General features: G+C 67.3%; 21 protein-coding genes. 9 read left to right on the forward strand and 12 right to left on the reverse strand.

Annotation, left to right across the window (positions count from 1 at the left end):
- Positions 1–11 precede the first annotated feature (11 nt).
- A complete protein-coding gene (locus tag HUW62_RS11995; RefSeq protein WP_176434503.1) occupies positions 12–998 on the forward strand; it encodes an RNA ligase family protein in 987 nt (328 codons plus the stop codon).
- Here HUW62_RS11995 and HUW62_RS12000 read toward each other — a convergent pair.
- On the reverse strand, positions 964–1827 hold the full coding sequence (locus HUW62_RS12000) for a hypothetical protein (protein WP_240356536.1): 864 nt from the start codon (positions 1825–1827) through the stop codon (positions 964–966). The genes HUW62_RS11995 and HUW62_RS12000 overlap by 35 nt on opposite strands.
- Positions 1828–1893: 66 nt before the next feature.
- Between HUW62_RS12000 and HUW62_RS49945 the strand changes: the two genes are divergently transcribed.
- Positions 1894–2958, forward strand: a complete 1065-nt coding sequence (locus HUW62_RS49945) for a HEAT repeat domain-containing protein (RefSeq protein ID WP_176434504.1) — start codon at positions 1894–1896, stop codon at positions 2956–2958.
- A gap of 48 nt (positions 2959–3006) precedes the next feature.
- Here HUW62_RS49945 and HUW62_RS12010 read toward each other — a convergent pair whose 3' ends face one another.
- Both HUW62_RS12010 and HUW62_RS12015 read right to left on the reverse strand, forming a co-directional pair.
- Entirely contained in the window at positions 3007–3474 is a 468-nt protein-coding gene (locus tag HUW62_RS12010) for a hypothetical protein (RefSeq protein ID WP_176434505.1), read from the reverse strand.
- A 361-nt stretch (positions 3475–3835) separates the two neighbouring features.
- Complete coding sequence (locus tag HUW62_RS12015) at positions 3836–4432, reverse strand: hypothetical protein (protein ID WP_163867208.1); 597 nt, start codon at positions 4430–4432, stop codon at positions 3836–3838.
- A gap of 589 nt (positions 4433–5021) precedes the next feature.
- Here HUW62_RS12015 and HUW62_RS12020 point away from each other — a divergent pair.
- On the forward strand, positions 5022–5465 hold the full coding sequence (locus HUW62_RS12020) for a hypothetical protein (RefSeq protein WP_240356538.1): 444 nt from the start codon (positions 5022–5024) through the stop codon (positions 5463–5465).
- 52 nt (positions 5466–5517) lie between these two features.
- Here HUW62_RS12020 and HUW62_RS12025 read toward each other — a convergent pair whose 3' ends face one another.
- Both HUW62_RS12025 and HUW62_RS12030 read right to left on the reverse strand, forming a co-directional pair.
- Positions 5518–6045 (reverse strand): lipocalin-like domain-containing protein, encoded by a 528-nt coding sequence (locus tag HUW62_RS12025; RefSeq protein WP_176434506.1) that lies wholly within the window; start codon positions 6043–6045, stop codon positions 5518–5520.
- A 14-nt stretch (positions 6046–6059) separates the two neighbouring features.
- Entirely contained in the window at positions 6060–6779 is a 720-nt protein-coding gene (locus HUW62_RS12030) for an SDR family oxidoreductase (RefSeq protein WP_163867210.1), read from the reverse strand.
- Positions 6780–7025: 246 nt separating this feature from the next.
- Here HUW62_RS12030 and HUW62_RS12035 point away from each other — a divergent pair, with 246 nt between their 5' ends.
- The gene (locus HUW62_RS12035; RefSeq protein ID WP_240356540.1) at positions 7026–9221 is read left to right on the forward strand and encodes a S41 family peptidase; all 2196 of its coding nucleotides are present in this window, start codon (positions 7026–7028) and stop codon (positions 9219–9221) included.
- A gap of 380 nt (positions 9222–9601) precedes the next feature.
- Here the strand turns inward: HUW62_RS12035 and HUW62_RS12040 are convergent, their stop codons facing one another.
- Together HUW62_RS12040 and HUW62_RS12045 are read right to left on the reverse strand one after the other, a co-directional pair.
- Positions 9602–12028 carry an Ig-like domain-containing protein gene (locus tag HUW62_RS12040; protein WP_176434507.1) on the reverse strand — a complete coding sequence of 809 codons (2427 nt, stop codon included), beginning with the start codon at positions 12026–12028 and terminating at the stop codon, positions 9602–9604.
- Positions 12029–12301: 273 nt separating this feature from the next.
- Positions 12302–13081 (reverse strand): DNA/RNA non-specific endonuclease, encoded by a 780-nt coding sequence (locus HUW62_RS12045; protein WP_176434508.1) that lies wholly within the window; start codon positions 13079–13081, stop codon positions 12302–12304.
- Positions 13082–13250: 169 nt separating this feature from the next.
- Between HUW62_RS12045 and HUW62_RS12050 the strand changes: the two genes are divergently transcribed.
- On the forward strand, positions 13251–14135 hold the full coding sequence (locus HUW62_RS12050; protein ID WP_217911279.1) for a hypothetical protein: 885 nt from the start codon (positions 13251–13253) through the stop codon (positions 14133–14135).
- 86 nt (positions 14136–14221) lie between these two features.
- On the opposite strand, the gene HUW62_RS12055 is transcribed toward HUW62_RS12050, so the two are convergent.
- The 3 genes from HUW62_RS12055 to HUW62_RS12065 all read right to left on the reverse strand — a co-directional run bounded on the left by HUW62_RS12055 (position 14222) and on the right by HUW62_RS12065 (position 17120).
- On the reverse strand, positions 14222–14983 hold the full coding sequence (locus tag HUW62_RS12055; RefSeq protein ID WP_163867213.1) for a hypothetical protein: 762 nt from the start codon (positions 14981–14983) through the stop codon (positions 14222–14224).
- Positions 14984–15159: 176 nt separating this feature from the next.
- Entirely contained in the window at positions 15160–15279 is a 120-nt protein-coding gene (locus HUW62_RS12060) for a TIGR02996 domain-containing protein (protein ID WP_163867214.1), read from the reverse strand.
- Positions 15280–15356: 77 nt separating this feature from the next.
- Positions 15357–17120 carry a family 43 glycosylhydrolase gene (locus HUW62_RS12065; protein WP_255203386.1) on the reverse strand — a complete coding sequence of 588 codons (1764 nt, stop codon included), beginning with the start codon at positions 17118–17120 and terminating at the stop codon, positions 15357–15359.
- Positions 17121–17254: 134 nt separating this feature from the next.
- Between HUW62_RS12065 and HUW62_RS12070 the strand changes: the two genes are divergently transcribed.
- The 4 genes from HUW62_RS12070 (at position 17255) to HUW62_RS12085 (ending at position 20591) form a co-directional block, all read left to right on the forward strand.
- Complete coding sequence (locus HUW62_RS12070; protein WP_163867215.1) at positions 17255–18595, forward strand: AHH domain-containing protein; 1341 nt, start codon at positions 17255–17257, stop codon at positions 18593–18595.
- A gap of 10 nt (positions 18596–18605) precedes the next feature.
- Complete coding sequence (locus HUW62_RS12075; protein ID WP_368670392.1) at positions 18606–19184, forward strand: DUF1629 domain-containing protein; 579 nt, start codon at positions 18606–18608, stop codon at positions 19182–19184.
- A gap of 103 nt (positions 19185–19287) precedes the next feature.
- Positions 19288–20097 carry a VOC family protein gene (locus tag HUW62_RS12080; RefSeq protein ID WP_163867216.1) on the forward strand — a complete coding sequence of 270 codons (810 nt, stop codon included), beginning with the start codon at positions 19288–19290 and terminating at the stop codon, positions 20095–20097.
- 5 nt (positions 20098–20102) lie between these two features.
- Positions 20103–20591, forward strand: coding sequence for a VOC family protein (locus tag HUW62_RS12085; RefSeq protein WP_163867217.1), 489 nt, complete (start codon positions 20103–20105; stop codon positions 20589–20591).
- Positions 20592–20696: 105 nt separating this feature from the next.
- Here HUW62_RS12085 and HUW62_RS12090 read toward each other — a convergent pair whose 3' ends face one another.
- Positions 20697–21215, reverse strand: coding sequence for a hypothetical protein (locus tag HUW62_RS12090; RefSeq protein ID WP_176434509.1), 519 nt, complete (start codon positions 21213–21215; stop codon positions 20697–20699).
- A gap of 432 nt (positions 21216–21647) precedes the next feature.
- Positions 21648–24470 carry a M20/M25/M40 family metallo-hydrolase gene (locus HUW62_RS12095; RefSeq protein ID WP_163867219.1) on the reverse strand — a complete coding sequence of 941 codons (2823 nt, stop codon included), beginning with the start codon at positions 24468–24470 and terminating at the stop codon, positions 21648–21650.
- Between the last annotated feature and the right edge of the window lie 52 nt (positions 24471–24522).

The raw sequence follows: 24522 nt of genomic DNA on the forward strand, positions 1-24522 counted from the left end.
TTCTGCCGGGCATGGGACAGCCTCCTCCATTTCGGACGTACGCGAAGATGCCCGCGGCGGGCGAGCCGAAGTCAGTACCGAGTCCCGGTGGCCCGTGGATCGCACTGGAGAAGGTCCATGGCGCGCAGCTCGTCATCGCCGTGCGCGCGGGACAGGCGTGGTTCGGCAAGCGCAAGGCGTGGCTGACCGAGGAGGAGTCCTTCTTCGGCTGGCAGCTCGTGCGAGCGCAACTGGGCTACGCGGCCGAGCGAATGGCACATGCCCTGGGGGCAATGGCCGGCACGGTGTACTTCTACGGGGAGCTCTTCGGCGGGCACTATCCTCATCCCGAGGTGCCGCCCGTGCCGGGCCTGTCCGCGGTGCAGACGGGTATCTGGTATGCGCCGGACCTGCGCTGGTCTCCGTTCGACGTCCTGCTCGTGCGTGATGACGAAGACGAGGGCAGCTTGCTGGCCCACCCGGAGCTGGAGGCCGTGGCAAGGGAGGCAGGGCTGATGACGCCTCCCGTGATTCGGCGAGGCACTCGCGGAGACATGGACAGCGTCCCCACGAGGTATCCGACGCGGGTCCCCGGCCTGTTGGGGTTGCCTCCCATCTCCGACAACGTGGCGGAGGGGCTGGTCATCAAGAGCGAGCTGCGCGCCCCTCCCAGTTCGCGTGCCTCCGTCAAACGGAAGATCGACGAGTTCAACGAGGGCCGCTTCGACGAGAGCGAGGCGTGGAGTCCCCACCAGGCCCTCTCGGTGGAGGCGCTCGCGGACTGGTCCGCGCGACTGGTCAACCCCGCGCGAATCGCCAGCGCGATGTCCAAGGTCGGACGAGACCCGGTCGAAACCCTGCTCGACGAAGTGGTCCTCGACGTGCGCGTGGATCTGGAGCAGGCGTTTCCGCTCGCCTGTCGCTCGCTCGATGCCACGGCGGAGGACTTCCTGTCGGCGCGGATTCGCGAGCGGGCCCTGGTGCTCATCCGGGCCGCGCTCGCGCCCCTCGCGCGGTGAGGAGGGCTGGCCCTACGGACAGGGGGCCACGGGAGTCGCCTTCCAGAGCTGTCCTGAGACGAGCGCCGACCTGGCGAGGATCGGGCACCAGCCGGACGATGTCTTTCAATTGCGCTGTCAGCAGGGTGATGGCCTTGTCCGTCGCGGCCCTGTTTCCACTCGTCAGGCGGGTGTCGACGTTCACCGTCCAGCCCTCCAGGGCCAGCGTCTGGTCGCGTGGCGTGTCGAACCGCTCGCCGACGTCGCCAGTGAAGGGGCGGGTGCTGCTGAAGTAGAGCCACTTCCCGTCGGGGGACACGCTGTGGTTGTAGTCGCTGGCACGCGAGTTCACTCCTTCGCAGAGGCGTCGAGCGGGCTCCCAGGTGCCATTCACCCTGCGACTGAGGAAGAGGTCGTAGCCACCCAGCCCTTCCGGGCGGCGCAGGGCGCTGAAGAGGAGGCAGCTCTCGTCCGGGGCAATCCAGGGCTCCAGCTCATGGGCCGTCGTGTTGATGGCCGCGCCCAGGTTCTCCGGCGGTTGGTATGCGCCGTCGACCCAGCGGGAGACCCAGAGGTCACTGCCGCCGAGGGTGCCCGAGCGCTCGCCGCCGAAGTAGAGGTTGCCGTTGGCGGCGACCGCGGGTGACCACTCGTCGAGGTTTGCGTCATTGACGGGAGAGGGGAGGCGTCGCGCGTCTCCCCATTCTCCGTCCGCGCCCAGCGAGGCGGCCCAGATGTCATACGACGCGCGGGCGCCGGACTCATCGGGGAGTGGACGATTGGAGATGAAGTACACGGTTCGCCCGTCCGGCGACAGATGGGGATCCGCGTTGCTCCACTCGGAGGGCATGGCGCGAAACTTTGGGAATGTTGCGCTGGGGTCTGCTACTCCGAGGATTCTCCCCGAGGAGCCTTGGTGAACCGAGTCCGTGCCCTGGATGAGTGGGTGTCCCGTCTTTCCTCCGCTGCCCCGAAGGACATGGCGCACGCGCTCGAGGTGCTGGGGGACGCGCTCTGCGCGGACGATGTGGCGGTCCGGGAGCACGCGGCGGAGCTGCTGGTGAAGGAGCTGGCGCGCGCGGATTCGGCCGGGCATGGCCCCATCCTCCGCCTGCTCCAGACGTCCTGGTGGCCGCCGCAGGAGCGGCTCGCCCGGCCCGCGCTGGATGCGGTGCTGACGGCGGTGGCGGGGATGAGCTCCGAGGCTCCCGAAGTGGACGAGGCGGCGCTGCTCGTCTCGAACCTCTACCGTGCGCACCCGCTGCCGCTGGGCATGCTGGAGGAGGCCCTGGGCCACGAGAAGGCCTCGGTCCGTCGAGTCGCAGCCGGGGCCGTGGGCCGTGTGGGCAAGGCGGCGGTGTCGCTGCTTCCTCGGCTGCTCACGATGCTGGACGACGCGGAGCCCGTGGTGGGAGCGGCGCTGGAGTCCCTGGGCTCATTGGCGTCCGCCGCGCCGGAGCTGGCCCTGCCCGCGTTGTTCGACCAGGTGGGACGTGCGGAAGGTACGCGGCAGTACCTGGCGCTGATGTCGCTCCGGAGTCTGCTGGAAGAGGGGCGCCACGAGGGAAAGCCCGCGCCGGAGCTGGCGTCCCTGGAGCCCGTTCTGTTGAAGACGGCCGAGGACCCCCTGCCTCCTGTTCGCCTGGAGGCGGTGTCCCTGTTGGGGCTGGGGCGCCTGTCCTCGCTGTCCACCGTGGCCACGCTGCGCCAGCGCCTCAAGGATGAGAGCCCCGCGGTGGCCGCCTGTGCCGCCGTGGCCTTGCTGCGCGTCGGGGCACCGCCCCAGGAGGCCGCTTCGCTCCTGGCCGCTCAGCTGGCGGCGCCCGAGCAATCGGAGAAGGTGGGTGCCGCGCTCAGCGCGCTGGAGGGCGTGGAGCCCGCCACGCTCGGTCGCATCCGGGAGACACTGGAGGCGGCGGCACGAAGCGCGACGGGGCTCGTGGGCGCGGCCCTCCGCGAGCTGCTCCCGCGTGGTGGCTGAGTGCCCGTGCGCTGCCCACGAGCAACACACGGCAATCAAATCAGCGGCTCAATCGCAGATGATAATCAGTGAGGTGATGGCTGTACAGTAGCGAGTCACCGTCACGGTGTTCGCAGGATTATTGCCGCTCAGCAAGCGCGTCGTGATGGGATGGTTCACGCCCACCGTGAGCAAGGGCATATTGGTGGTGATGCTGGTGGTTGCACTTCCTCCCGTTGCAATCGCTCCCATTTCACAGGTCACGGCGTTTCCCGACACGGAGCAACCTGGGGTGCTGGTCGCGGGAGCCCAGCCCGTGGGAAACGTTGTCTCCAGTTGCAAGCTGGGGAGCGCATTGAGGCCACTCCAATGTATTTCAGCGACAGTGCTGAGTTGAGGAAATCCCAGGGCGCTCAAGACTGTCAGATTCGTGAGTGAGAGTTCAAGATCAAGAAGCTGTGCATGAGATCGCGTGGGCAGAAGGCAAATGACCACGAGGCTCCACAACACAAGGACGCGGGCCACGAAGTTTCGCATGATGATCCTCCAGTGTCCGGTGCCGATGAATCACACCGTAGAGGGCCACTTCGCCCCCGCTTCGCACTGTAGGGATGCTGTGCAGGACCCGCTATGTCAGGGCATGGATGTATCACGAACTCAACGCCACATGGCCTTCGAGGGTGATTCCCATCAACCCCGCAGTGAAGTCAGTCATGCGGGCGAGACAGTTCGCTTTGCAAGCTGGCGACACATGCGTCGGACTTGCCTCGCTGAAACACGCGCGTGCGATGCCCGGGTGCGTCGCGCCTCGGCGCAGCACCTGCCCAGTGAGGGCTGCTGCTTCACGGCGGGAGGACGTGTGAGCCTGCCTCCCGCCGCTGACCTCTTCAGACGGACTTCAGTTGCCGATGGTGACGGTCACCCGGACGGTGATGGTGGACCCGTTCGGGCAACGAACGCGGACCGTCACGGTGATGGTGATCTTCCACGCCTGCACCTCGTCGATGGAGGTCTCGACCACCGTCCGGGGGAACGGCAGCGGCTTGGGGACCTCCAGCGAGTGGGTGTCGATGGTCGACGGCAGCCGGGCGACGACCTTTCCGTCCAGCGAGATGAACTCGGTGGTGCCCGGGTACGTCCCGACGGTGACATCGTCGCTCGCGGCGTGGGTCTTCAGCCGGTAGTAGCCGGCGGGGATGCCAGCGGCCGGGAAGTCCACGTAGGCGAAGGCCACGTCCGTGCCGTTGGGGAACTCGGTGGCGGGAACCTGCTCGAAGCCCGCGATGCTGGTGCCTACGATGGTGACGTTCTTGGACGTCGCCGAGACAATCTCCTCGACGTTGATGGGCACCTTGGCCGCGTTCGCGGCCTCGATCAGCGCCTTGCGCTCATCTCCGCTCGGCTGGGACTCAGGCGCTCCGGCCCAGGCGGCGGGCCCGGACGTGAAGAGCACGGTGGCAACAACGGCAAACACACTCAAAAGACGGTTTCGCAAGCACGACTCCAAGGAGTGACTACGGGGGAGGCGCCTCGGGAATGCAGCGGAGGTGCCAGTCCAGATGGCGCAGGAGAGGATGTGCAAAGCTTCAGGCCTACGCGAAGGCCCGTAGCCATCCGCGTCACGCACCCGGTGGCTGAGTGACGTCCGAGGTCACAGCCCGCCTTCCTGGACTTCTCACGTCAGGGGCGCCGTTCAGCCACCCCGCGGGCGTGTCGTTCCTTGGCTGTTCCGATGTCTCGCTGTCAGGCGCGCCAGAAGTCCGTCGGTCCGGGTGTTTCTTGCCATCGCATCACTGTTGCCACGCGGTTCACCCGATTCCCCGCTCGTCCGAGCCGCCAGCGGGCCTTCGACGCCAGGCGCGGGCCCTGGAAGGACGACCCGGGAGGCGAGAGCGCCGGGGTGAGCTCGCCCTGGCGCTGTGCGTCGCGAGCGATGACGCCTTGCGATGCTTACGACGCCATAAGTCAAGCTGGCAGTGCGGCATGACAGAACCATGACAAAGGCATGGAGTCGTCATGGACCTTTCGCCTACACCCCCGCAGTAGGTTGGCCGGACTCGCTGACCTGCAACGGGGCTTCTTGCATGCGTGTCATCTCTCCGGGCCTCCTCGTGGCGGCCGTGACGGAACTCTCGCTGTCGCGGAGCGCGAAGTTGGTTCGGCTCAAGGACGTCATCGCCTGGTGTGAGTGGAACGGCGTGGACTACGAAGGGCCTGGCGGCAAGCAGCAGGCGCTCTGGGACGCGGACCGCGAGGAAGCCGAGGGGCCGCGCCGCCTCCTCAAGTTCAAGAGTGGTGAGTGCAAGCAGTCCCGCGCGGGCTGGTCGCTCATCGCGCACGGCGACAAGGCGCGCGAGGCGGCGACGCAGCTCGGCTGGCGCGAGCAGTTGTGGGACGGAGAGAAGTGGGACTGGCTCGGCGGGAGCGCCCCTGTCGTGGCCCGGCGCCCCAACGCGAGCAGGGCGCGGGGCACCACCGAGTCGAACACCGCGCTCACCGTCGAGCAGCCACGCCTCCGGGTCGGCTGACCTCGACGTCGAGACAGGGGGGCTGGCCTCGGGGTCGGCGCGTCCGTCGCCGCTATTTCACGCGCCTCCACTTCACCTCGCCGACGGTCCCCGTCCCACCCGTCGTCGGCGCGGGGACGCGGTACGTCAGCTCGTCGCCCGTCAGCGCGAAGGCGCGCCGCTGCTCCGTTCTCTCCCAGTTCGGGAACGAGGCATGGTCGATGCGGAAGGTGAGGGTGCGCTCCGCCTCGTTCACCGCGTACCGGCCGAAGTGCGAGTTGGTCCCTCGCACGGTGGCCTGGTTCTCCTCCGGCGTCCCCTGGTTCTTGTCGCTGGACGTGAACCGGGCGCGACCCCCGCGGAGGATCTGGAGGGAGTAGTGTCCCTGACCATCGAACATGAGCAGGCCCTGGGGCTCGGCACCATAGAGCCGCACCCGGCTTCCATCCGGGAGCACGTTGTCCACCAGGACGAGCGACCACGTCCCCACGAGTTGTTGCTGGAGTGACTTCTCCCGTGCGCTCGCCTCATGCGAGGGGAGGAGCACGGCCAGGAGCAGCAGGGACACGGCCGCGAGCGCGCGCGGAGGGAGTCGATTCATCGGAGGGCGCCCGCTCACATCAGCACCCCACCGCCGTCCACGCAGAGGACGGTGCCGGTGAGGAAGGGGTTCGTCATCGCGAAGAGGGTGGCGGCGGCCAGGTCCTCCGTGCTCCCCACGCGGCGGGCGGGGGCCTTGCTGGCGTAGTCCGCGAAGAGTCGCTCGCGAGCCTCGGCGCCGAGTCGGTCCCAGAAGGAGCCGGAGTCCACCACGCCCGGAGAGATGGCGTTGAGCCGCACCGGCGCCAGCTCCACTGCCATGGCCTTGGTGAAGGCCTCCAGCCCGCCGTTGACGAGGCTGGTGATGGAGGTGCCGACGGCGGGCTTCCAGGCGCGGAAGCCGGAGAAGAAGGTGAAGGAGCCCTCCGGGGAGATGCGCGGCGCGGCATGCTTCACCAGGAAGAGGGGCGCCCAGAGCTTGGCGGCGAAGGCCCGCTCTATCGCCGCGGCGCCCAGCCCGGAGAGGGGCCCGACGGCGCCCTGGCTCACGGTGCTCACCAGGTGGTCGAAGGGGCCCACTGCTTCACAGAAGGCCGCCACCTCCGTTTCCACCGAGGCGTCCAGCACGCGCACCTCGCGGTGGCCCTTCATCAGCTTCGAGGTGGCCTCCAGCGTCTCCTGCTTGCGCCCCGCCAGCACCACGTGGGCGCCCGCCTCCGACGCGGCGATGGCCACACCCCGGCCAATGCCCGAGCCTGCCCCAACGACAATCACCTTCCTGCCTTCCAGTTGCATGGGTGCGCCTCCGCGTCGGATGGAATCAAGTAACCTGTCTGAATGGTTACTTGCGAAGCATATGCTCGAAGTCTCGTAACCTGTCAACGGGGTTACTGGTTCTCGCGAGGGCCGGCACGGCGCCGCGAATGTCTTGCTCAGGACATCCCGACAGGACTCGAGGGCGTAAAGCCGATATTCAAGAAAATCGCGTACGTTGAGCGGCCCGCCGGAACTCCTTCTGGCCCTGACCGGAGAGCTCACGCGATGCCTCGATTGGATTTTTTCCTCCGCAAGGCCGGGCTGGCCATGGCGCTCGTTTCGAGCGGCGCCGTGGCTCAGTCACCGCCTTCCGCCAAGGACTGGTGCGAGCACGTGCTCGCGGGCCCCGCCGGGACGAAGCCTGCGCCCGTGGCCTTCTCCGAGGCGCATGCCCAGGTCCGCTTCTTTGGAACGGGCCCCAGCTACTCGGAAGCGGACCAGGCGCTGGTGGTCGCGCTGGAAGGTCCCCGGGTGGATTGGGATGAAGCCATCGTCACCTATGCGTCCGCGCAGGAACCCGCATGCGCGCTGGACGCCTCCGCGAATGGGTTGGGCCGGGCGCATGTGCTGTCCTTCGGACCCCTGGCCCATGTCCGCCCGGGCACCGGTGGGCTCTCGCTTCCAAGGGGTACCCAGGCGGTGGTCATCGACCTGCGTGGGCTGCCCGCGGCTCCTGGCCTGGAAGAGGCCCTGGCGCGGGCCCTGGGGGTGGCCAGCCGCGCTCCCGTCGAGCGCGGGTCGCACCGCGTGCGTGTCCATCAAGGGCTGTCCGATGAGGCGCGCCCCTCCCGCCTCTACACGAACAGCGTCGAGCCGCGGAGTCTGGCGCCCCATGGCCCACTGGGAGACAGGGACCTGCCGGTGGTGTTGCTCACCGGGCCGCGACTGGCGCCCGCCGCGGCACGCTTCGCGGTGGAGCTGCGGATGGCGCGGCGAGCATGGCTCGTGGGAGCGCCGCTCACCACGGCGGTGGCGGAGAGCCGGTGGATGCCCGTGGGCGCGCGGGGCGTGGTGGTTCGCACGGCGTTGCTGGAGGATGCGGAGGGAATTCTGCCCGACGTCATTCCCGCTGACCTGGCCCTCTCATTGCCGAGGCCCGTGGGGACATCGGGCCTCACGGGCATGGAGCATGTCCTCCAGCAGCTCGTGTCGACGCGCGTCCCGCCTCCCGTGCGCCGGGACACGCCAGGGACGCGGCCCGGACTGACGGTCCGCACGCCGTCGCTGGAGCCGGTGCCACCCAGCGTGGCCTCCAACGGCGTGGCACGCGCGGCCCTCGTCATCGCCCATGGAGCCACCCGGTGGTTCTTCCCGTACTTCCCCGTCGTGGGAGACGGCATCGACGAGCGATTGATGGAGACCCTGGCCCAGGTGGACGCGCGGCCCGTGACTCAACGCATGGAGTTGTCGAGGCTGATGCAACGCTTCAGCGAGGTGCTTCGGGACGGTCACGCCTTCGTGCAACTCGTCGGCGTGGCACCCGCGGGGTATTTCCCCGTGATGCTGGACCAGGTGGACGGCAAGCCCGTGGTCAATCGCTCGGCGCTCCCGGAGGTTCAAAAGGGCGACGTGCTGGTGAGCGTGGGAGGGCGGTCCATGACGGACTGGCTCGCGGACGAGCTTCCGCGGACCTCCGGCTCCACTCCGGAGAGTCAGCTCAACTTCGCCTTCTGGCGGCTCCAGGACTTGAAGGGTCCCACGGTATTTGGCCTTCGAGGAGTGGATGGGCACCTCCGCTCGGTGGAGGTCCAACCCCAGCCGTACGAGGCGCTCGCGGAGGTCCTGGGCTCCCGCTCGCGCCGTGCCGCGGGAAGCCTCGTGGACCTGGGAGCTCCGTCGCTGCACTACATCAACCTGGGGGAGGAGGTGTTGTATGACATCCGAGACTACGTGGAGGCACTTCATCAGGCCAGACATGCCAGCGGTCTCGTCCTGGACATGCGCGGGTATCCCAGCGTCAACCCATACGACGTGGTGCAGCACCTGATTCCACATCCGTACCTCACGCCGTACCTCCGCATCCCCCGATGGTCGGGGCCCGACCACCTCGACTGGGAGGAGCTCGTCTATGAAGAGCAGCCGGTGCTCGAGCCTTCTTTCTCGGGGCCCATGGTGCTGCTGGTGGGGCCGGAGACGGCCTCGGCGGCGGAGCACCTCTCCATGATGTTGACGGGAGCGGACCGCGTGACGGTCATCGGCCGGCGCAGCGCCGCCGTCAATGGAAACGTCACCCGAGTGAGGGTGCCCGGAATGCTCTATCTGACCTTCACCGGCATGGAGGTGCTCTTTCAAGATCGCGGACGATTCCATGGCGTCGGCATCGTCCCGGATATCGAAGTGGCGCCGGAGGCCTCTGACTTCGCCACGGGGAGGGACCCGGAGCTGCTTCGCGCCATCCAGTTTCTGCAGTCAGGGCAATGACCTCATCTCGCGTGAGGGCCCCACCTCGGGGGTTGTGCGTCCTGGTGGAACGCCCCCGCTCACGTGCCGCGTCCCACTCGCACGCGGCCGTGAGACCCGCCTGTACGTCGCCCGACTGAAGGCCGCGTGGTGCCCCCTTTGCAGTGGGTAGGGGGCCCTCTCGCGAAAGTCCTGGTGGATGAGCCTCTTGCGACACCTCTTCGACAGCGCGCTGTATTCCCTCGCACTCACGGGCCTCGCGCTGTTGTTGCTGAGCAATACGGGTTGAAGTGAGGCGAGGGTAGGAGAGGGGACAGCGGGGATGGACAGGGGCACCGTCTGCGACAGGGATGCGCGCCTCCCGTGTGGCTTGGAAGGCGCGCATCAGGGACTCCGTGGATTCAGTACACCACCACCGAGGCGTAGACACTGGTGCCGTTCGTGTAGGCCACCAGGGCGCCGCCATTCGACGGGAGCGCCGCGACCGCTGGCGCGGCGCCCGGCCCCACCGTCCTGGCATCCGTGGCCAGAATCAGGGTGGCTCCCACGAGCATCCGGTCCAACTGGATGTCGCCCGTCCCCCGCTGGGAGGCGATGTAGCCGTTGCCGAGCGCGTCCGCGTCAATCGTCCGGAAGGAACCGGCACCGATGTCCGTGGGGAGGCCCGCCACCTGGGTGCTCGTCCCCGGCGCGGACATGGGGATGACGTCCACGTTGTTGTCCCCGTTGGAGCCCGTGGCGTAGATGAAGCCGTTGGAGCCCGTCCAGTCCGAGAAGAAAGCCTGCCCCGGTGGGGAGCTCAGCGGGCCGAAGCTGGTCCCCTGGTCGCTGCTGCGGCGGATGCGGAAGGCGGGGGAGTCACTCACCGAGAAGACATCTCCGCTGATCTTGTCCACGAGGACGTCGAAGTAGACATTGGCCTGGTCCACGTCTGTCGCGATGAAGTCGTTCGCGCCTCGCGCGAAGTTCCGGAGGACGCGCACCCCGACGCTGCCGCGCGAGACGGAGATGTAGAGGGCGTCGCCCCTGGAATCCAGACTGAGGACGGGGTTGGCCGCCGCGCCGAGGGTTCGCGGCGCTTCCCAGCTCGCTCCCGCGTCGACGGTCCGGGTGAATATCAGCACGCCCGGGCTCGCCGTCGCCGCGACGTAGGCGACGCCCGTGGGGCCGCCTTCAATCGCGACCTCCGCCGCGTTGGTGATGCCCAGGGGAGTGGGCCCCACCCAGGTGAGGCCACGGTCCACGCTCACGCTGACATGGACCGCGCCACCGCACCTCATGACGACGTAGAAGCGCCCCAGTGCATCCACCGCCGCCTTGCGCCCCGTGTTCGTGTTGGCCGTGGTGCAATTCAGCGTCCCGCTGACGAGAGTGGGAGGAACATTCGAGAAGGCATCCAGTTGGCACGTGGCATCGCAGCCATCTCCGGGCGTCGTGCCGCCATCGTCGCACTGCTCTCCCGTGGTGCTGTCAACCAGGCCGTCGCCGCACACCTCCACGCCCTGGCAGTCCGCTCGGCAGCCGTCCCCCGCGACGCGGTTGCCGTCGTCACACACCTCACCCGAGTCGACGGAGCCGTCGCCACAGACAGGCGGCCCCCTGACGGTGAGGGTGATGGTGGCGGTATTGGAGGTCAGCGCGGCGTCGCTGGCCGTGAAGGTGAACGAGTCCGCCCCCTGGAAGTCCACGTCCGGCGTGTAGAGCAACTGCGCGCCCGTCCCGGACAGGGTTCCGTGAGCGGGATGCGCTGTCACGGTGTACGTGAGCGCGTCCCCGTCGACGTCGGTGGCCGTCAATGTGACCGGCGTCGACGTGTTGTAGCTCACCGTCACCGAGGCGGAGGCAGCGACGGGCGCGTCATTGACGGGTGTCACCGTGACGGAGATGGTGGCCGTTGCCTGCTTCTCTCCGTCGGAGACAGTGACTTGGAAGGAGTCCGCTCCGGCGAAGTTCGCATCCGGGGTGTACGTCACCGAGGCCCCCGTGCCTGTGAGCGTGCCGTGGCTCGGCGTGGTGTAGGAGAAGACAAGCGCGTCGCCATCCGGGTCCGTCACGGGGATGGTGATGCCCACCGAGGTGTCCTCGGGGGTGGTCGCGTGGACGTCCTCGACCGTGGGCGCTGAATTGTTGTCGCAGACGCTCGGCTGTCCCGTGCAGGTGTAGCCCGGCTCCACTTCGCAGACGCTGTTGCAGCCGTCTCCAGAGAGCTGATTGCCATCGTCACAGATTTCGAATCCGCCCAGCACCCCGTCACCACAGATGGGCCGCAGCGACGTCTCCACCGCGTCCACCAGGTAGAGCGCGAGCACCGCGCCCCTCAGGCGCACGTAGCGATAGGGCTTGTTCCCAGGGTACCTCGCCACCGCCACATGTGTCCCCAGGCCCAGCTCCACCAGGTGCAACGGGCTGGAGGCAATGAGCGTCCCATCCGCCTTCAGGAAGTCCACCTGGGCCACCAGCGCCAATGACAGGCCCTGGTAGTAGACGCGCAGGTCGCCGTTGCCTTCCTCTCCCTGGCCCAGGTCCAGCACCAGCGCGGAGTTGAGCAAGCCCAGCAGTGTCGCGGCGTGCCCGTCCGGAGCGCCCAGCGCCGCGCTCGCGTTGAGCACCGTCGCCGTGGTGCCCGGCGCCACCGCGTCCGCATACGGGTCCCACGTCAGCGAGGCTTCCAGACGTTCACGCGTCAACGCCCTGTTGTCCTCTTGCGACACCCCATCCTCTGGAGGACGGACCTTCTCCTCCAGGGGCTCCACGCCACACGCCCCCAGCGACAAGGCCAGCATCACGCCCAGCCCCCACGACCACGGCACACCAGGACGGCTTTGCATCGAGTGTCTCCCCCCCGTAGAGCAGGACGAAGTCCGGAATGGACCGTCCGCCTCGTGGAATGAACGACACCTCTTCTTGCTCGCGACGATTCGGCGCGCAACATGTGGATGGCCAACGTTCGCCGGCCACCAGCCAACAAGCCCTTGAGTCTCATGGACGAATCGGCTGAACGAGGTGCTCCGCGCGGCCCGGAAGTTCGCGGCCGCGCGGCCACTCACCAAGACACTTCAGTCATTGCCATGGCTGGGGCGATGGCATCACGCACGGACTGCTCAGTTGCAGCCCTGGCTGGTCAGGAAGTCCACGCCACGGGTCCGGGTGGCCGTGCCGCTCGAGCCGCCGCCGTCCGTGTTCGAGAAGGACAGGGACACGCTGGCGCCCGAGGACTGGTTGCGGAGCTCCATCGTCATGTTGTTGGGGATGAGCGCGGTGGAGTTCGGATAGTTCGCGCCGATGGTGTAGCGCAGCCGGTTGCTCGGCAGACTCCCGCACCTGGCCATCTTGTTCTCGAGCTGCACCCAGTTGCCCCGGTTGAAGTTGGCATCCTGCGGCACCAGGTTCGCCCGTCCGCCCCAACCCCCGAGCTGCGAGCCGATGAGGTGGCCCCCGTCATAGTCGTTGCTGGAGTTCTCCGCGTCGCCCCATTGACCGACGCTCGTCTGGCAGGCGTCGACGCGCGCCGCGGCGGCGATGGGCGGCAGGTTCTTGTATGCCCGGCTCGGTCGGCCCGCGGTGTCGATGAAGTAGTACTCGCCATCGAAGTTGTGCCAGACGTTCCGGTCGCTCGACGGGAAGTACTTCGGGCAGTCGCGGATGGCGGCCTCGGAGACTTCCCCATGGATGCGGTAGCCGACGCCGTACTGCCCCAGTGCCTCCCGGATCTCCGCCTCCGTGTGGCTGTCGAAGAACTCCATCAGTCCGTTCGGGCCACCGAAGTCCTGCTCGAGTTGACGCGCGACGCCATCGCCGCCCAGGTCCATCTCCGGGGCGCCGCAACCGCCGAGCCACAAGACACACACCGCCGCAACGGAAAGCTTGTTCAGGGCACGCATTCTCTTGGGTCCTTCCAGAGTCGGGTTCTCGACCTTCGCTGGCTTGTTTACCAAGAAAGAGAGAATTCGAATGCGTGAATTTCTCGCGAACTGTGACCGGCGGCGGCGGATGCCGTCGTCGCACTTGGGTCCGTTCGGCGAGGTGGGGTAGTCAGCCGCCGAGCGCCCCATGAAAAACCCCATTGTCGCAACACGAGAGTTCGTCCGAGGTGCAGCACGGTTTCATGACCTCGTCTACATCATCAGCAAGGGCAAGACGCTGCTCAAGGACGAGATAGCCCATACCAGTGTGGTGAGCGTCGACGGAGGGGATTGGGCCGACGGCGTGGACACGACCTGGAACTCGACGGCCATCGCGGTGGCGCGGCAGCCCTCGGAGAAGATGGTTGTGATTGGCGAGGATGGGGAGGTCGTCACCTACGTCGGTGGGAAGAGCAAGAAGGAGGCGCTGAAGCCCGCGCCGGTGATGATTCGCAACGCGCGTGAAATCGCCGGGTGGGTCTATGCCTGTGGGATGAAACGGCAGGTCTACAAGCGCGTCGGTGATGCGAAATGGGTGGCGATGAATGCGCCGCTCGCGGCGGCCACGGAGAAGGCCGGCTTCGAGGCCATTGACGGCTTCTCCGAGACCGACCTCTACGCCGCGGGCTGGGGCGGAGAGGTGTGGCGCTACGACGGGAAGAACTGGTCGCCCTGCGAGAGTCCCACGAGCGTCATCCTCGGTGCCGTCTGCTGCGCGCCGGATGGCACCGTCTATGTGGCGGGGCAGCAGGGCGTGTTGCTCAAGGGGCGCGGAACCTCCTTCGCGGCGATTGCCTGGGCGGAGGACGTGACGAGCGACTTGTGGGACCTGTGCTGGTTCCGCGGCAAGCTCTACGTCGCCACCCTGTCCGCGCTGTACACGCTGGAGGGCAACAAGCTCGTCGAGGTCGACTTCGGCGAGGCGGGAGTGCCCACGTGCTACGGGCTGGCGACAGCGGAAGAGGTCTTGTGGTCCATTGGCCGCGACGACGTGGCCTCGTTCGACGGCACCGCGTGGAGGCGCTACGAGTGATGATGTGCCGGCGGCGGATTCAGGTCCGCTGAGGAAGGGCAACCCCCGAGGGGCCGGCGAACTCCCGGCCCCCCGGAGTCAGCGCGCTACCAGATGCAGGAAGGGATGCCGGGGTACAGCGAGAACGAGGAGAGCGCGCCATCCGGCACGACGCCATCCGCGGTGACTCCGGTCGCCACGCCCTTGACCATGGGGGTCGTGCTGGAGTGGTAGCCCATGTAATACACGGTGCTGCTCGAACGCTCGCGCAGGAGCGTTCCGCAATACACCTCATTGGTATATTGACCCGCCGTTCCCAGGGGAACGACCTTCACGGCGCCCGCGCCACCGAAGTAGGCGAGGTCCGCGGGGTCGGTGACGGGGAACTTGGCGCCCGCGACGAAGAGATAGACGTCGCTCGACGTGCGGTCCTTGATCAGCGCGCTGTAGGTGGGGTTGTTGAAGACGTCTCGCGACCCGTTCGGGACGACGTTGACGCTCGTGGTGTCATCCCAGAAGCCCAGCTCCGTGGGGTTCGGAACCCACCAGGCCCTCGCGCCCACCACGACGTAGATGGCTGACTCGCTGAGTTCGAGCAGCAGCGTGCCGTCCTGGGGAAACACCTCATAGGAGTTGATGGTGGCCTGGGGCTGCGACGCCGTGGGGGCGAAGGCGTAGTTGCTCCACTCCGCGGGGGGAATGAAGAACCTCGCGCCACCCGCCACCACGTAGCGGTTCGTGGTGTCGGTGGCGTGGATGACATAGCCGTCGGCGTAGGGCGCATACCCCGCGAGCGCCTGGACACCGAAGAGGCTCAACCCCAGGGCGAGCCAGCGAGGAAGGAACGCAAGGAACGAGACAACGCGCACAGGGATTCTCCGTTCAAGATGTGTGTGCCGCTGAGAAGGGCCGGCCCGACTCGGTGACAAAGGGGATACGCCGCCAGCCTTTGGCTTCGGTCGTGTCCCTTTCACGGATTTGTCGATGCGTGCGGTGTTCTAGTATTTGCCGAATAATCGGCGCTGGCGAGAGGTGGGTCCAGCCGCTACTCGCCCTGTCCCTGGAGCCAATCGCCGTAGACGAGGTATGCGCCGTCGTTGTCCGGGTCATCGACCAGCCCGGCCTCCATGATCTTCGGAGGCGCCATGGGCGCGCTGGGGAGCACCGATGCCGCTCCCCAGCCCGTGAAGGATATCGCCAACCTGTTCTGAGCCAGGGGCGCGCTTTGCGTGAGCAGGACGCTCAGGGGATGACGACGTGCGAAGACATGCCACGCCCGTCGTAGGGCGTGGCGCCGCAGCGGGCGCGGGCCCAGTCGCCATTCACCGCCGAGCAGACGCGGAAGGCCTGGACGTTGGAGTACGGCACGTTGATGCCGGCCGTGTCGCAGCGGCCCTGGTAGGTCCAGGAGAGGCTCTTGTTCACGGAGCCGACGCCGATGCAGGGGCCAATCCACGCGCCGGTGTCTCGCCGCTGTACGTCGATGGAGTACTGGGCGGTGGTCTCCTCCTCGCTCCAGCTCAGGTCCACGAAGGGCGTGTAGCCACCCGGCAGGTCCAATGCGACGTCGTCGGAGATGCCGTCATAGGCGCGCTCGACGGAGGGGCCCCAGACGTTGTTGTTGGAATAGAAGAGGCGGAAGGCGGCGATGTCGCCCTTGGTCACCACGCGGTCCCCAGCGCTGCGGCACACGCCGTCGAAGACGGTCTTGTTGGTCTGTCCCAGGACGCCCACGGACAGGCATGGACCCACCACCGTGCCGTCGCGCAGCACGACGTCGAGCGAGTAGCTGTACCCGGTCAGCTTGTTCCACCGGACGTTCACCTGGTTGAGTGAGTGCAGCGAACCGTCCGGCTTGAAGGCGACCCGCTGCTTGTACGTGCTGCGCGAGGTGAGGTTGCCCGCGGCGTCGAAGGCGCCGACGTGGAAGACGTTGAAGTACTCACCCCGGCGCTCGACGATGACGTTGTGGCCGTGGCTCTGCACCAGCCGGCCGGCGGTGTTGCGCAGGGGTTGGGAGAGCCGCCGCACCGCGCGGGCCCGCGTGAGCTGGGGGATGGAGTCTCCCATGATGTAATACATGGCGTACTGGCTGTTGTACCAACCGCCGCTGAGGAGCAGGTAGTACAGGCCATTGCGCTTGAAGACCTCGGGGGCCTCGTTGATGCCTTCCTCGTAGGCGGGCGTCGTGAAGACAGCCGGGCCCGCGTGGTTGTAGACGGTGCCGGGAGCGGCGGTGTTGAAGGAGGAGATGTTGTTGCCCCGGTCGAACCAGACATAGAAGAACCAGCGGCCCGAGGTGTCATTGAACGTGGCCGAGTCGATGCGGATGTTCCGGTTGCAGCCCTGCGGCAGGCACGCGGTGCCGGTGGAGGTGCGCGGCCACGTGGTGTTGGCGTTGATGGGCTGGGGCGTGCCGAACTGGAGGTTCAGGTCGGGCGCGGTGGTGACGAAGGTCGTCACCTCCTGGCCGGACGGAGGGCACGCGGCGCCGTTGGGGACCCGGTGCGCGGAGAAGAACAGCTGGTACACGCCGTCGTATTTGCCGAGGTCCGGCGCCCAGAGGAAACAGTAGTCATACACGGGGTCGGCCACGGACGGGTCGTAGGAGCGCTTGAGCTGGTAGCTCGTCAGATCTCTCGTCTCGTAGATGGGCAGCTGCCACCCGTTGCCGGTGCCAGCCAGGAAGAACAGGTCGTCGTGCTCCTTGTAGACGTCGGGGTCGGCAAGGCCCGGGACGAGCAGGGTGCGCCGGCCGTAGTCGCCACCCCGCGTGGCACAGGCTGTCCCGGTGAAGCCCTCGTCACAGGCGCAGCGCGCGGCGCCGGCCTCGTCACGACAGACGCCATGGCCACTGCAGGTGACGCCGTCGCAAACTCCGGCCAGGGCGCTTGTCGCCGAGCGTTCCTCCTGTCTGGGCTCCAGCTCCGGTGATGGCTCGCCCCCACATCCGACGGTGGTCAGGAAGAGCGCGGACAGCAGGACGGCGACTCGGGCGGTGTGCATGGACTTCCTCCTGGCGGCAGCGTCGCAGGAAGGAGGCGTCGGATAAAGCTTGAGTTTCTGGAGATGCAGGTCCAGATCGCGGCCATGGTCTGGCCTTGTCTTGGAGATGGAGCCCTTTCCTGTTGGAGGGCTCGATGAGCGTGCGGCGCATGACGGTGGTGCTGCTGCTGGTCTGGCTGACAGGCTGTGCTTCGGGACGCGTGGTGCGCTTGGAGACGGGGCAGGAGCCGCCGGTCGTCTTCACGCCGCACAGTGACGATGCCGGGCCGGTGGAGGTGGAGCGGCGCGAGTTCAAGGAGGCCATGGCCCGGCTGGCGCGGCAGATGCGGGCCTCGGCGCATCCCGAGCGGTCCGCGCGAAGTCTCTTGGACGTGGAGGCCCGCAGCGGCGCGTACCTCTTCAACCCGCGCACCCGACAGATGACGCCGCTGGAAGGAGAGGCACTGGCTGCCGACATGCCGCCCGCGGAGGTGGAGCTGTCGCGGGCATATCTGCGTTGGTGCGAGCGCACCGGACGCAAGGGCGATTGTCTGCGACTGCTGGTGGACGGCCCCATCGTGAGTGGAGACGGGCGCTATGCGCTGACGATGGCCCTGGCTCAAGGCGTGGTGCTGGAAGAGATGTTGGAAGCGTTCAAGGACATGGCCGACCCGCATGCCGCGCTGTCGGCGGCACTGTGGACCATGACCCTCTACATGGTCCTGTGGTCCGTGCCGGAGCCCGTGAGCAAGGGCCTGGCTGCTGTGATGACCGCGACAGCCATTGTCTACCTTGGGGTCGACACATTCTGGTCGCTGATAGAGGGCTTCAAGCGACTGGTGGAAGTGGCGGACCGGGCGACCACGTTCGACGAGCTGCGCGAGGCAGGGGAGCGCTATGGAGAGGTCATGGGCCGGAATGCGGCGCGTGCCTTCGTGCTGCTGGCAACGGTGGCGGTGGGGAACACGGCGGCGGGTTTCGCGAACAAGGTGCCGACGCTGCCCGGGTCCGCCCAGGCCGCGGCGCTGGCTGGGGACCGCGCGGGCCTCCGCCTCGCCTTCGTGGGCGAAGTGGGCGCGGTGGCTGTGTCGGGCGGGGCCGTCACCGTGGCGCTCGCTCCTGATGCGGTGGCCTGGACCATGGCGGGCGCGGCTGCTGCTCCGGTGGACACGGAGGGGCACGACCATCACATCGCCACGAACAAGTGGTGGAAGTCCACGAAGAAGGCAGGCCCGTGGTCGCCTCAGTTTCAGGCGATCTTCGACAAGGCGGGCATGTCGCTGAACGACTCGGCCAACATCGTTCATGTCAAGGGTCACAAAGGGCCCCACCCGCAGGAGTACCACGAAACAGTTTTCCAACGCCTGTCTGACGCAACCGAGGGGTGTCGCACCATGCAGCGATGTCGCGAGGCGCTCGCTGCGGAACTGCGCGACCTCGCCGGGGAAATCGGCTCGCCTGGGAGCGATCTCAATAGACTGGTGACGGGCACCTAGGACCGCCACAATGGGCTTCATGCCAAAGCGGTACTTCGACCTGAAGGACGACATGCGCATTGGGGGGCGATGGCTACTCGGCACCCCCACGGATGTTCACGGTCGGGAGGTAGATGACCCGTGGATGTTCTATCGGGGCGAACGGCTTCCGGAGCTAGGGGCATTGAATCTCCCCGTCACTGTTCCTGGCAGGGCACTCGACTTCTCGCGGGCGGCGTTCGCTGCCCCCGTGGTCCACGCCCGAGTGGCGTCCGTCCTTTCGGAACTTGCTTCCGAGGAGGTGCAGACCATGCCCGTGCAGATTGAGGGCCAGTCTGAACCGTTCTTCATTCTCGTCGCGACTCAGCTCATTCAATGCATTGACGAGCGAGCCTCCAGGCACATCAGGAAATGGACCCATGAAGATGGACGGCCCGAGAAACTAGGGAAGTATCGAGATGTGCGGGGCATTCGAATTGACTCGGAGCAGGTGGGTGACGCCAAGATCTTCCGCCCCCAGGGCTGGGCCATCGTGCTGATCGTCCGGGAGGACATCAAGGACGCTTTGGAACGCATGGGGGCCACCGGGACGACGTTTGAAGAGGTCTAGAAGGGACCGACCGACGGCAAACAAACATCCTCCACCGACGCCACGAACCGGCCTGGATGTTCTGGGGCGGCTTCGTGCCCATTCATCCAATGGGAGGAGTGACATGCACGGCGACTTCATCTGGTACGAGTTGATGACCCCCGACGCCAACGGCGCGCGCGCCTTCTATTCCAAAGTTGTCGGCTGGACGATCGGGGCGTCGGAGGGTGAGCCCGGCTATGCCATGATCGAAGGGTCCGAGGGCATGGTCGGCGGCATGCTGACGCTGTCCGCGGAGATGCAGCAGCACGGCGCGCGACCCCTGTGGCTGGGCTATGTCGCGGTCGACGATATCGATCAGGCACTGACTTCGATCAAACATGCAGGCGGCAAGGTATTGATGCCCGCCACGGAGATTCCGCAGGGCCGCTTTGCGATGGTCGCCGATCCACAGGGCGCCGTCTTCTACGTCATGACGCCCAAGCCGCCGCCGGGTCAGGAGGGCAAGGAGAGCCTCGCCTTCTCCTATGAGCGCAAGCGCATCGGGCATTGCGCGTGGAACGAGCTGATGACACCCGACCCCGCCGCCGCGCTGCTCTTCTATGGCCAGCGTTTCGGCTGGGTGAAGGACGGCGACATGGAAATGGGGCCGCTCGGCAAATACGAGTTCCTCAGTCATGCATCGCGGCGAAGCACAGCCTCAAAGGGGAGCGGCATGATCGGCGCGGTGATGCCGATGATGCCGGGCGCCCCCGGGCCCGCCTGGTCGCACTATTTCCGCGTCGCTGATATCGACGCGGCGAAGGCGGCAATCGAGGCCCATGGCGGGCGGGTGATCAACGGTCCGAACGAAATCCCCGGCGGCGATTTCTCGATGAACGGGGTCGATCCGCAAGGCGCGGTGTTCGCGCTGGTCGGTGCAAGGAAGGGGTAAGCGAAATGGCGGAGAAGATTATCAATTGCCTGTGGTTCGACCATGGCGAGGCGCGCAAGGCCGCGGAATTCTACGCCAGCGTGTTCCCCAACAGCCGCGTCGGACCGGTCCACGAAGCCGCGACCGACTTTCCCGAAGGCAAGGCGGGGGACGAATTGACCGTGGAGTTCACTGTCCTCGGCCGCGATTTCGTCGGGCTCAACGGCGGGCCGGCGTTCAAGCCTGACGAGGCGGTCAGTTTCATGGTGGTGACCGAGAACCAGGAAGAAACCGACCGTTACTGGAATGCGATCGTCGGCAATGGCGGCGCGGAGAGCGCCTGCGGCTGGTGCAAGGACCGCTGGGGCTTTTCGTGGCAGATCACGCCGCGCGTGCTGCTCGATGCGACGACCCACCCCGACAAGGCGGCGGCAAAGCGTGCGATGGATGCGATGATGACGATGCGAAAGATCGACATCGCGAAGATCGAGGCCGCGGTCCGAGGGGGAGGCTGAAACCTCCCGGACGCCTTCCGGAGACAGGCAATGTCACGCATGTGTCTCCAATGCGTGACGCTCGGAGCCCCGCCCACCGGGCTCCGAGCGCTCACTGACGCGGGACTACAGTCGCGGCAGGCACGACAGGCCGGGGACCGGCCCGTAGATGTTCGAGCCAGACTGCATCAGGATGTAGCTGTTGACGCCATAGCCGAATGGGCTCGTGTCGCCGTAGCAGGTCCGGTAGTAGTAGGTGCCAAAAAGCGGACCGAAGCCAGTCATGAACCCATTGCCATCCAGATAGACGCGCAGGTGGTTGGCGCCCGGCGACGCGTTCAGGTAGGCGCTGAGCTGCCAGTCCACGACGAAGGGGCCTTGGAGTTGGTTGCAATCGGTCCGGATGAGGCCGTCCTGGCAACTGAAGTAGTTCATGCGGAGGGCGGGCCCGAAGCCGCTCCGCATATAGGCGGTGTACGCATTGAGGGAGAGCTCGATGGCGGCCGACTCCGGCGAGTTCTGCCAGTGGCCCACCAGATGCGCCTTGCTGAAGAAGGGCCCCTCGTTCGACTGCGCAAACGCTGCCTGGGGCAGGGTGGTGAGGCACACGAGACCGAGCAACAGCGTGGCGGAACGACTGTTCATCGTGACACTCCTGTGTGGGTGAAGGGGCGCGTTGACGTGCCCCGCTATCATACGCACGGGGAGTAAATCGTTGTGCGGGCGTTGGTGTTATGCTGTGGGTGTGTGTGATTGACTCCTGCTGGAACCTTGGTTCGTGAGAGGCCGCACGAAGACCTGCACAGGCTTCAGGTGTTTGTCGCTGCGATGGCCCCCTTGGGGGAGCCGCCAATGGCCGGAGTTTCGTGCCCGGAGCGAAGACGCTGTGGACATGCTGAAGGCGAGAGCGGGCAACAGCGTGTCCTGCTCGGGGTTTCCCATGGCCTTGTCCGCGGGGTGGACTCCCGCCGCCCCTGTGCTCGAAAACACCGCGGGCCCGGGGCGTCCTGCTGGAACGCCATCCGGGCCCGCTCTGTGATTCGGCTTCTCGGGGCTCTCTGGAGCCCCATGGCGTGTCTATCGCGGGCGCTTGCTCTCCTGGAACGTCACCTGGAGCGGGACTTCCTTGCCCTCGCGCAGCACTCGCGCCTCCACCGTCTCACCCGGCTTGGAGGAGTTGAGGACGAACATCAGGTCCTCCACGCCGCTGATGACGTGCCTGCCCAACCGCACCAGGATGTCGCCGCGCAGCATTCCCGCCTGGTCCGCCGCGCCTCCAGCGCGCACTCCCGCGAGCAACATGCCCTTCTGTCCGTTGGGCGGGCCCGCGTAGTCCGGCACCGTGCCGAGCGACGCGTTGAAGCTGCGCAGGTCTCCACGCGGCGTGGGGGAGGGGACCTTGCGGTACGTCAGCGCCGTCGTCCCATCCAGGCCCACCGTCACGGCGGACACGATGCGCGCCACCTGCGCCGTACCCACCGCGTTGATGCCCTCCACGGTGTCCGTGGGCTTGTGGTAGTCCGAGTGCGCTCCCGTGAAGAAGTGCAGCACCGGCACGCCCGCCGCGTAGAAGGGCGAGTGGTCGCTCGGGCCATACCCGTCACCGCTCGGGTTGCAGGTGACGCGCGCCTCGTCGCAAGCACGCGCGAGCAGCGGTCCCCACTCCGTCGCGGACTCCGCGCCCAGCACCGACAGCCCACCGGAGCGCAGCCGGCCCACCATGTCCAGGTTCAGCATCGCGGTGACCTGCTTCATCCCCGCATCCCCTCGTTGCCGGGTGAAGTGCGTGGAGCCGAGCAACCCCGTCTCCTCACCCGAGAACGCCAGGAAGAGCACGTCGTGCTTCAGCTCCGCACGGCGCTCCTTCAGCGTGCGAGCAATCTCCAGCATGGCCGCGACGCCAGAGGCGTTGTCATCCGCGCCCACATGCGGCTCGTGCCGGTCCGGCATCAGCGAGCCCCGCCCACCGAAGCCCAGGTGGTCGTAGTGCGCGCCCACGACGATGGTCCCCGGCAGCTTGCCCGCGCCAGCCTCCAGCACCGCCGCGACGTTGAAGGCCGAGCGCTGCTCGAACTCGAGCTTCACGTCGACCTGCGCGTCCACGCGCTTGCGCGCCAGCAACGAGCTCATCACCGGCTCCATCGCCGCGCGCTTCACCACGACGACCGGCAGGCCCGCGTCGCCCACGCCTTCGGGATGCAAGGCGGGCAGGGTCGCCTCGGGAGGCATCTGCCACTCCTTTTGCGCGGGCGTGGGAGCCTGCGGCCAGTCCACGACGATGAGCGCCTTCGCGCCACGCTGCGCCGCCTGCCAGGCCTTGTAGCGGAGGTCACCGAAGCGCCGCTGCTTGTCCGTGTCGGAGAACTCGGGGGCGTCCGGCACGAAGCGGCGCACCACGACAACCTTCCCCTTCACCGCCAGCTTCGCGTAGTCGTCCACCTTGAGCGACGGCTCGACGATTCCGTAACCGGCGAAGACCAGCGCGCCCTGCGCCTGTCCCTGCCCGGAGAAGCCGAGCACCGTGTACGCATCCGCTGGGAGCACCGTCTTCCCGAGCCGCACCTGCGTCCCAGCTCCAGGCTGCACGGACGTCGTCACGGGGAACGCCTGCCGGAAAGTCCCGGTGTCACCCGCGGGCGTCAGGCCCAGCTCCTGGAACCGCGTCTCGATGAGTCCCCCCGCGGCGTCGAGGCCCTTGGTGCCGATGCCCCGGCCTTCCTGCGCGGGCGCGGCCAGGAACGTCACGTCCCCGCGGATGCGGTCCGCGGCGGCCGACGGCGCACCCGAGGCGGGCTTCGCGTCGTCCACCCAGCGGGCGATGAACAGGTTGGTGTCGCTCTTGCCCTGCGCGGTGGCGCGGTTGCTGGAGAAAGCCAGCCACTTGCCGTCCGGCGAGAACATCGGGAAGCCGTCGAAGCCCGGGGCGTACGTAATCCGCTCCAGGTTGGAACCGTCGACGTCCACCGCCCAGATGTCGAACTCGCGGCCCTTCGGGTCGCCGTGGTTGGAGGCGAAGAGGATGCGCCTGCCATTGGGGTGGAAGAAGGGCGCGAAGGCGGCGCCGTTCAGCCAGGTGATCTGCTTCGCCTCCGAGCCGTCCGCGTTGGCCACGTACAGCTCCAGCTTCGTCGGCCGCACCAGGCCGCGCTTGAGCAGCCCCTGGTAGTCGTCCAGCGCCTTGCCGGGCTGCGGGCGCGACGCGCGCCACACAATCTTGGAGCAGTCCGCGCTGAAGAACGCGCCGCCGTCATAGCCGGGCGTGTGCGTCAGCCGCTTCACGTTCTTCCCGTCGCGGTCCATCCGGTACAGCTCCAGGTCCCCATCCCTCACGGACGTGAAGATGATGGAGCCGTCCTTCCCGCAGACCGTGCCCTCCGCGTCGTACCCCGGCGTCTCCGTCAACCGCGTCAACCCGCTGCCATCCGCGTTCGACTTGAAGATGTCGTACGTGTCGTACAGCGCCCAGACGTAGCCCATCGAGTGGTCGGGCTTGGGCGGGCACGCCTCGCCGCCCAGGTGCGTGGAGGCGTAGATGACCTCCTGTTCACCGGGCAGGAAGTGCGCGCACGTCGTCGCGCCCTGGCCGCTGGAGATGGGCGTCACCGTGGCGGCGGCGCTGCTCGCGGGGTCCACCGCCATGCGGTAGATGCGGTCACACCCCATGCCGTCGTGACGGGCCTGGAGCGAGAGCTGCTTGCCGTCGAAGGACCAGTAGGCCTCGGCGTTCTCTCCGCCGAAGGTCATCTGCCGCAGGTCCGCCAGACGCACCTCCTCCGGGAGCGCGGGAGTCTGGGGCGGGGTGGATGCGGCGCCCGCCGTGGCCTCTGAGGCCGACGGAGACGTCGCGGAGGGAGTGGCGCAGGACACCAGGGCCAGGAAGGACAGGAGTGCACGCTTCATGGGGCGCGACCATGTCAAAGGCCGCGCCCACACTCAACGTTCCGCTGTTCCT

This window comes from Myxococcus sp. AM011 (genome assembly GCF_013372595.1).
GTDB lineage: Bacteria > Myxococcota > Myxococcia > Myxococcales > Myxococcaceae > Myxococcus > Myxococcus eversor.

Coding starts and splice junctions, on each gene's coding strand:
- HUW62_RS12065 (WP_255203386.1), bottom strand. CDS start 17,120: ATGCACACCGCCCGAGTCGCCGTCCTGCTGTCCGCGCTCTTCCTGACC.
- HUW62_RS12010 (WP_176434505.1), bottom strand. CDS start 3,474: ATGCGAAACTTCGTGGCCCGCGTCCTTGTGTTGTGGAGCCTCGTGGTC.
- HUW62_RS12080 (WP_163867216.1), top strand. CDS start 19,288: ATGCACGGCGACTTCATCTGGTACGAGTTGATGACCCCCGACGCCAAC.
- HUW62_RS12070 (WP_163867215.1), top strand. CDS start 17,255: ATGAGCGTGCGGCGCATGACGGTGGTGCTGCTGCTGGTCTGGCTGACA.
- HUW62_RS12035 (WP_240356540.1), top strand. CDS start 7,026: ATGCCTCGATTGGATTTTTTCCTCCGCAAGGCCGGGCTGGCCATGGCG.
- HUW62_RS12020 (WP_240356538.1), top strand. CDS start 5,022: ATGCGTGTCATCTCTCCGGGCCTCCTCGTGGCGGCCGTGACGGAACTC.
- HUW62_RS12085 (WP_163867217.1), top strand. CDS start 20,103: ATGGCGGAGAAGATTATCAATTGCCTGTGGTTCGACCATGGCGAGGCG.
- HUW62_RS12050 (WP_217911279.1), top strand. CDS start 13,251: ATGAAAAACCCCATTGTCGCAACACGAGAGTTCGTCCGAGGTGCAGCA.
- HUW62_RS11995 (WP_176434503.1), top strand. CDS start 12: ATGGGACAGCCTCCTCCATTTCGGACGTACGCGAAGATGCCCGCGGCG.
- HUW62_RS12025 (WP_176434506.1), bottom strand. CDS start 6,045: ATGAATCGACTCCCTCCGCGCGCGCTCGCGGCCGTGTCCCTGCTGCTC.
- HUW62_RS12030 (WP_163867210.1), bottom strand. CDS start 6,779: ATGCAACTGGAAGGCAGGAAGGTGATTGTCGTTGGGGCAGGCTCGGGC.
- HUW62_RS12045 (WP_176434508.1), bottom strand. CDS start 13,081: ATGCGTGCCCTGAACAAGCTTTCCGTTGCGGCGGTGTGTGTCTTGTGG.
- HUW62_RS12000 (WP_240356536.1), bottom strand. CDS start 1,827: ATGCCCTCCGAGTGGAGCAACGCGGATCCCCATCTGTCGCCGGACGGG.
- HUW62_RS12075 (WP_368670392.1), top strand. CDS start 18,606: ATGGGCTTCATGCCAAAGCGGTACTTCGACCTGAAGGACGACATGCGC.
- HUW62_RS12095 (WP_163867219.1), bottom strand. CDS start 24,470: ATGAAGCGTGCACTCCTGTCCTTCCTGGCCCTGGTGTCCTGCGCCACT.
- HUW62_RS12090 (WP_176434509.1), bottom strand. CDS start 21,215: ATGAACAGTCGTTCCGCCACGCTGTTGCTCGGTCTCGTGTGCCTCACC.
- HUW62_RS12040 (WP_176434507.1), bottom strand. CDS start 12,028: ATGCAAAGCCGTCCTGGTGTGCCGTGGTCGTGGGGGCTGGGCGTGATG.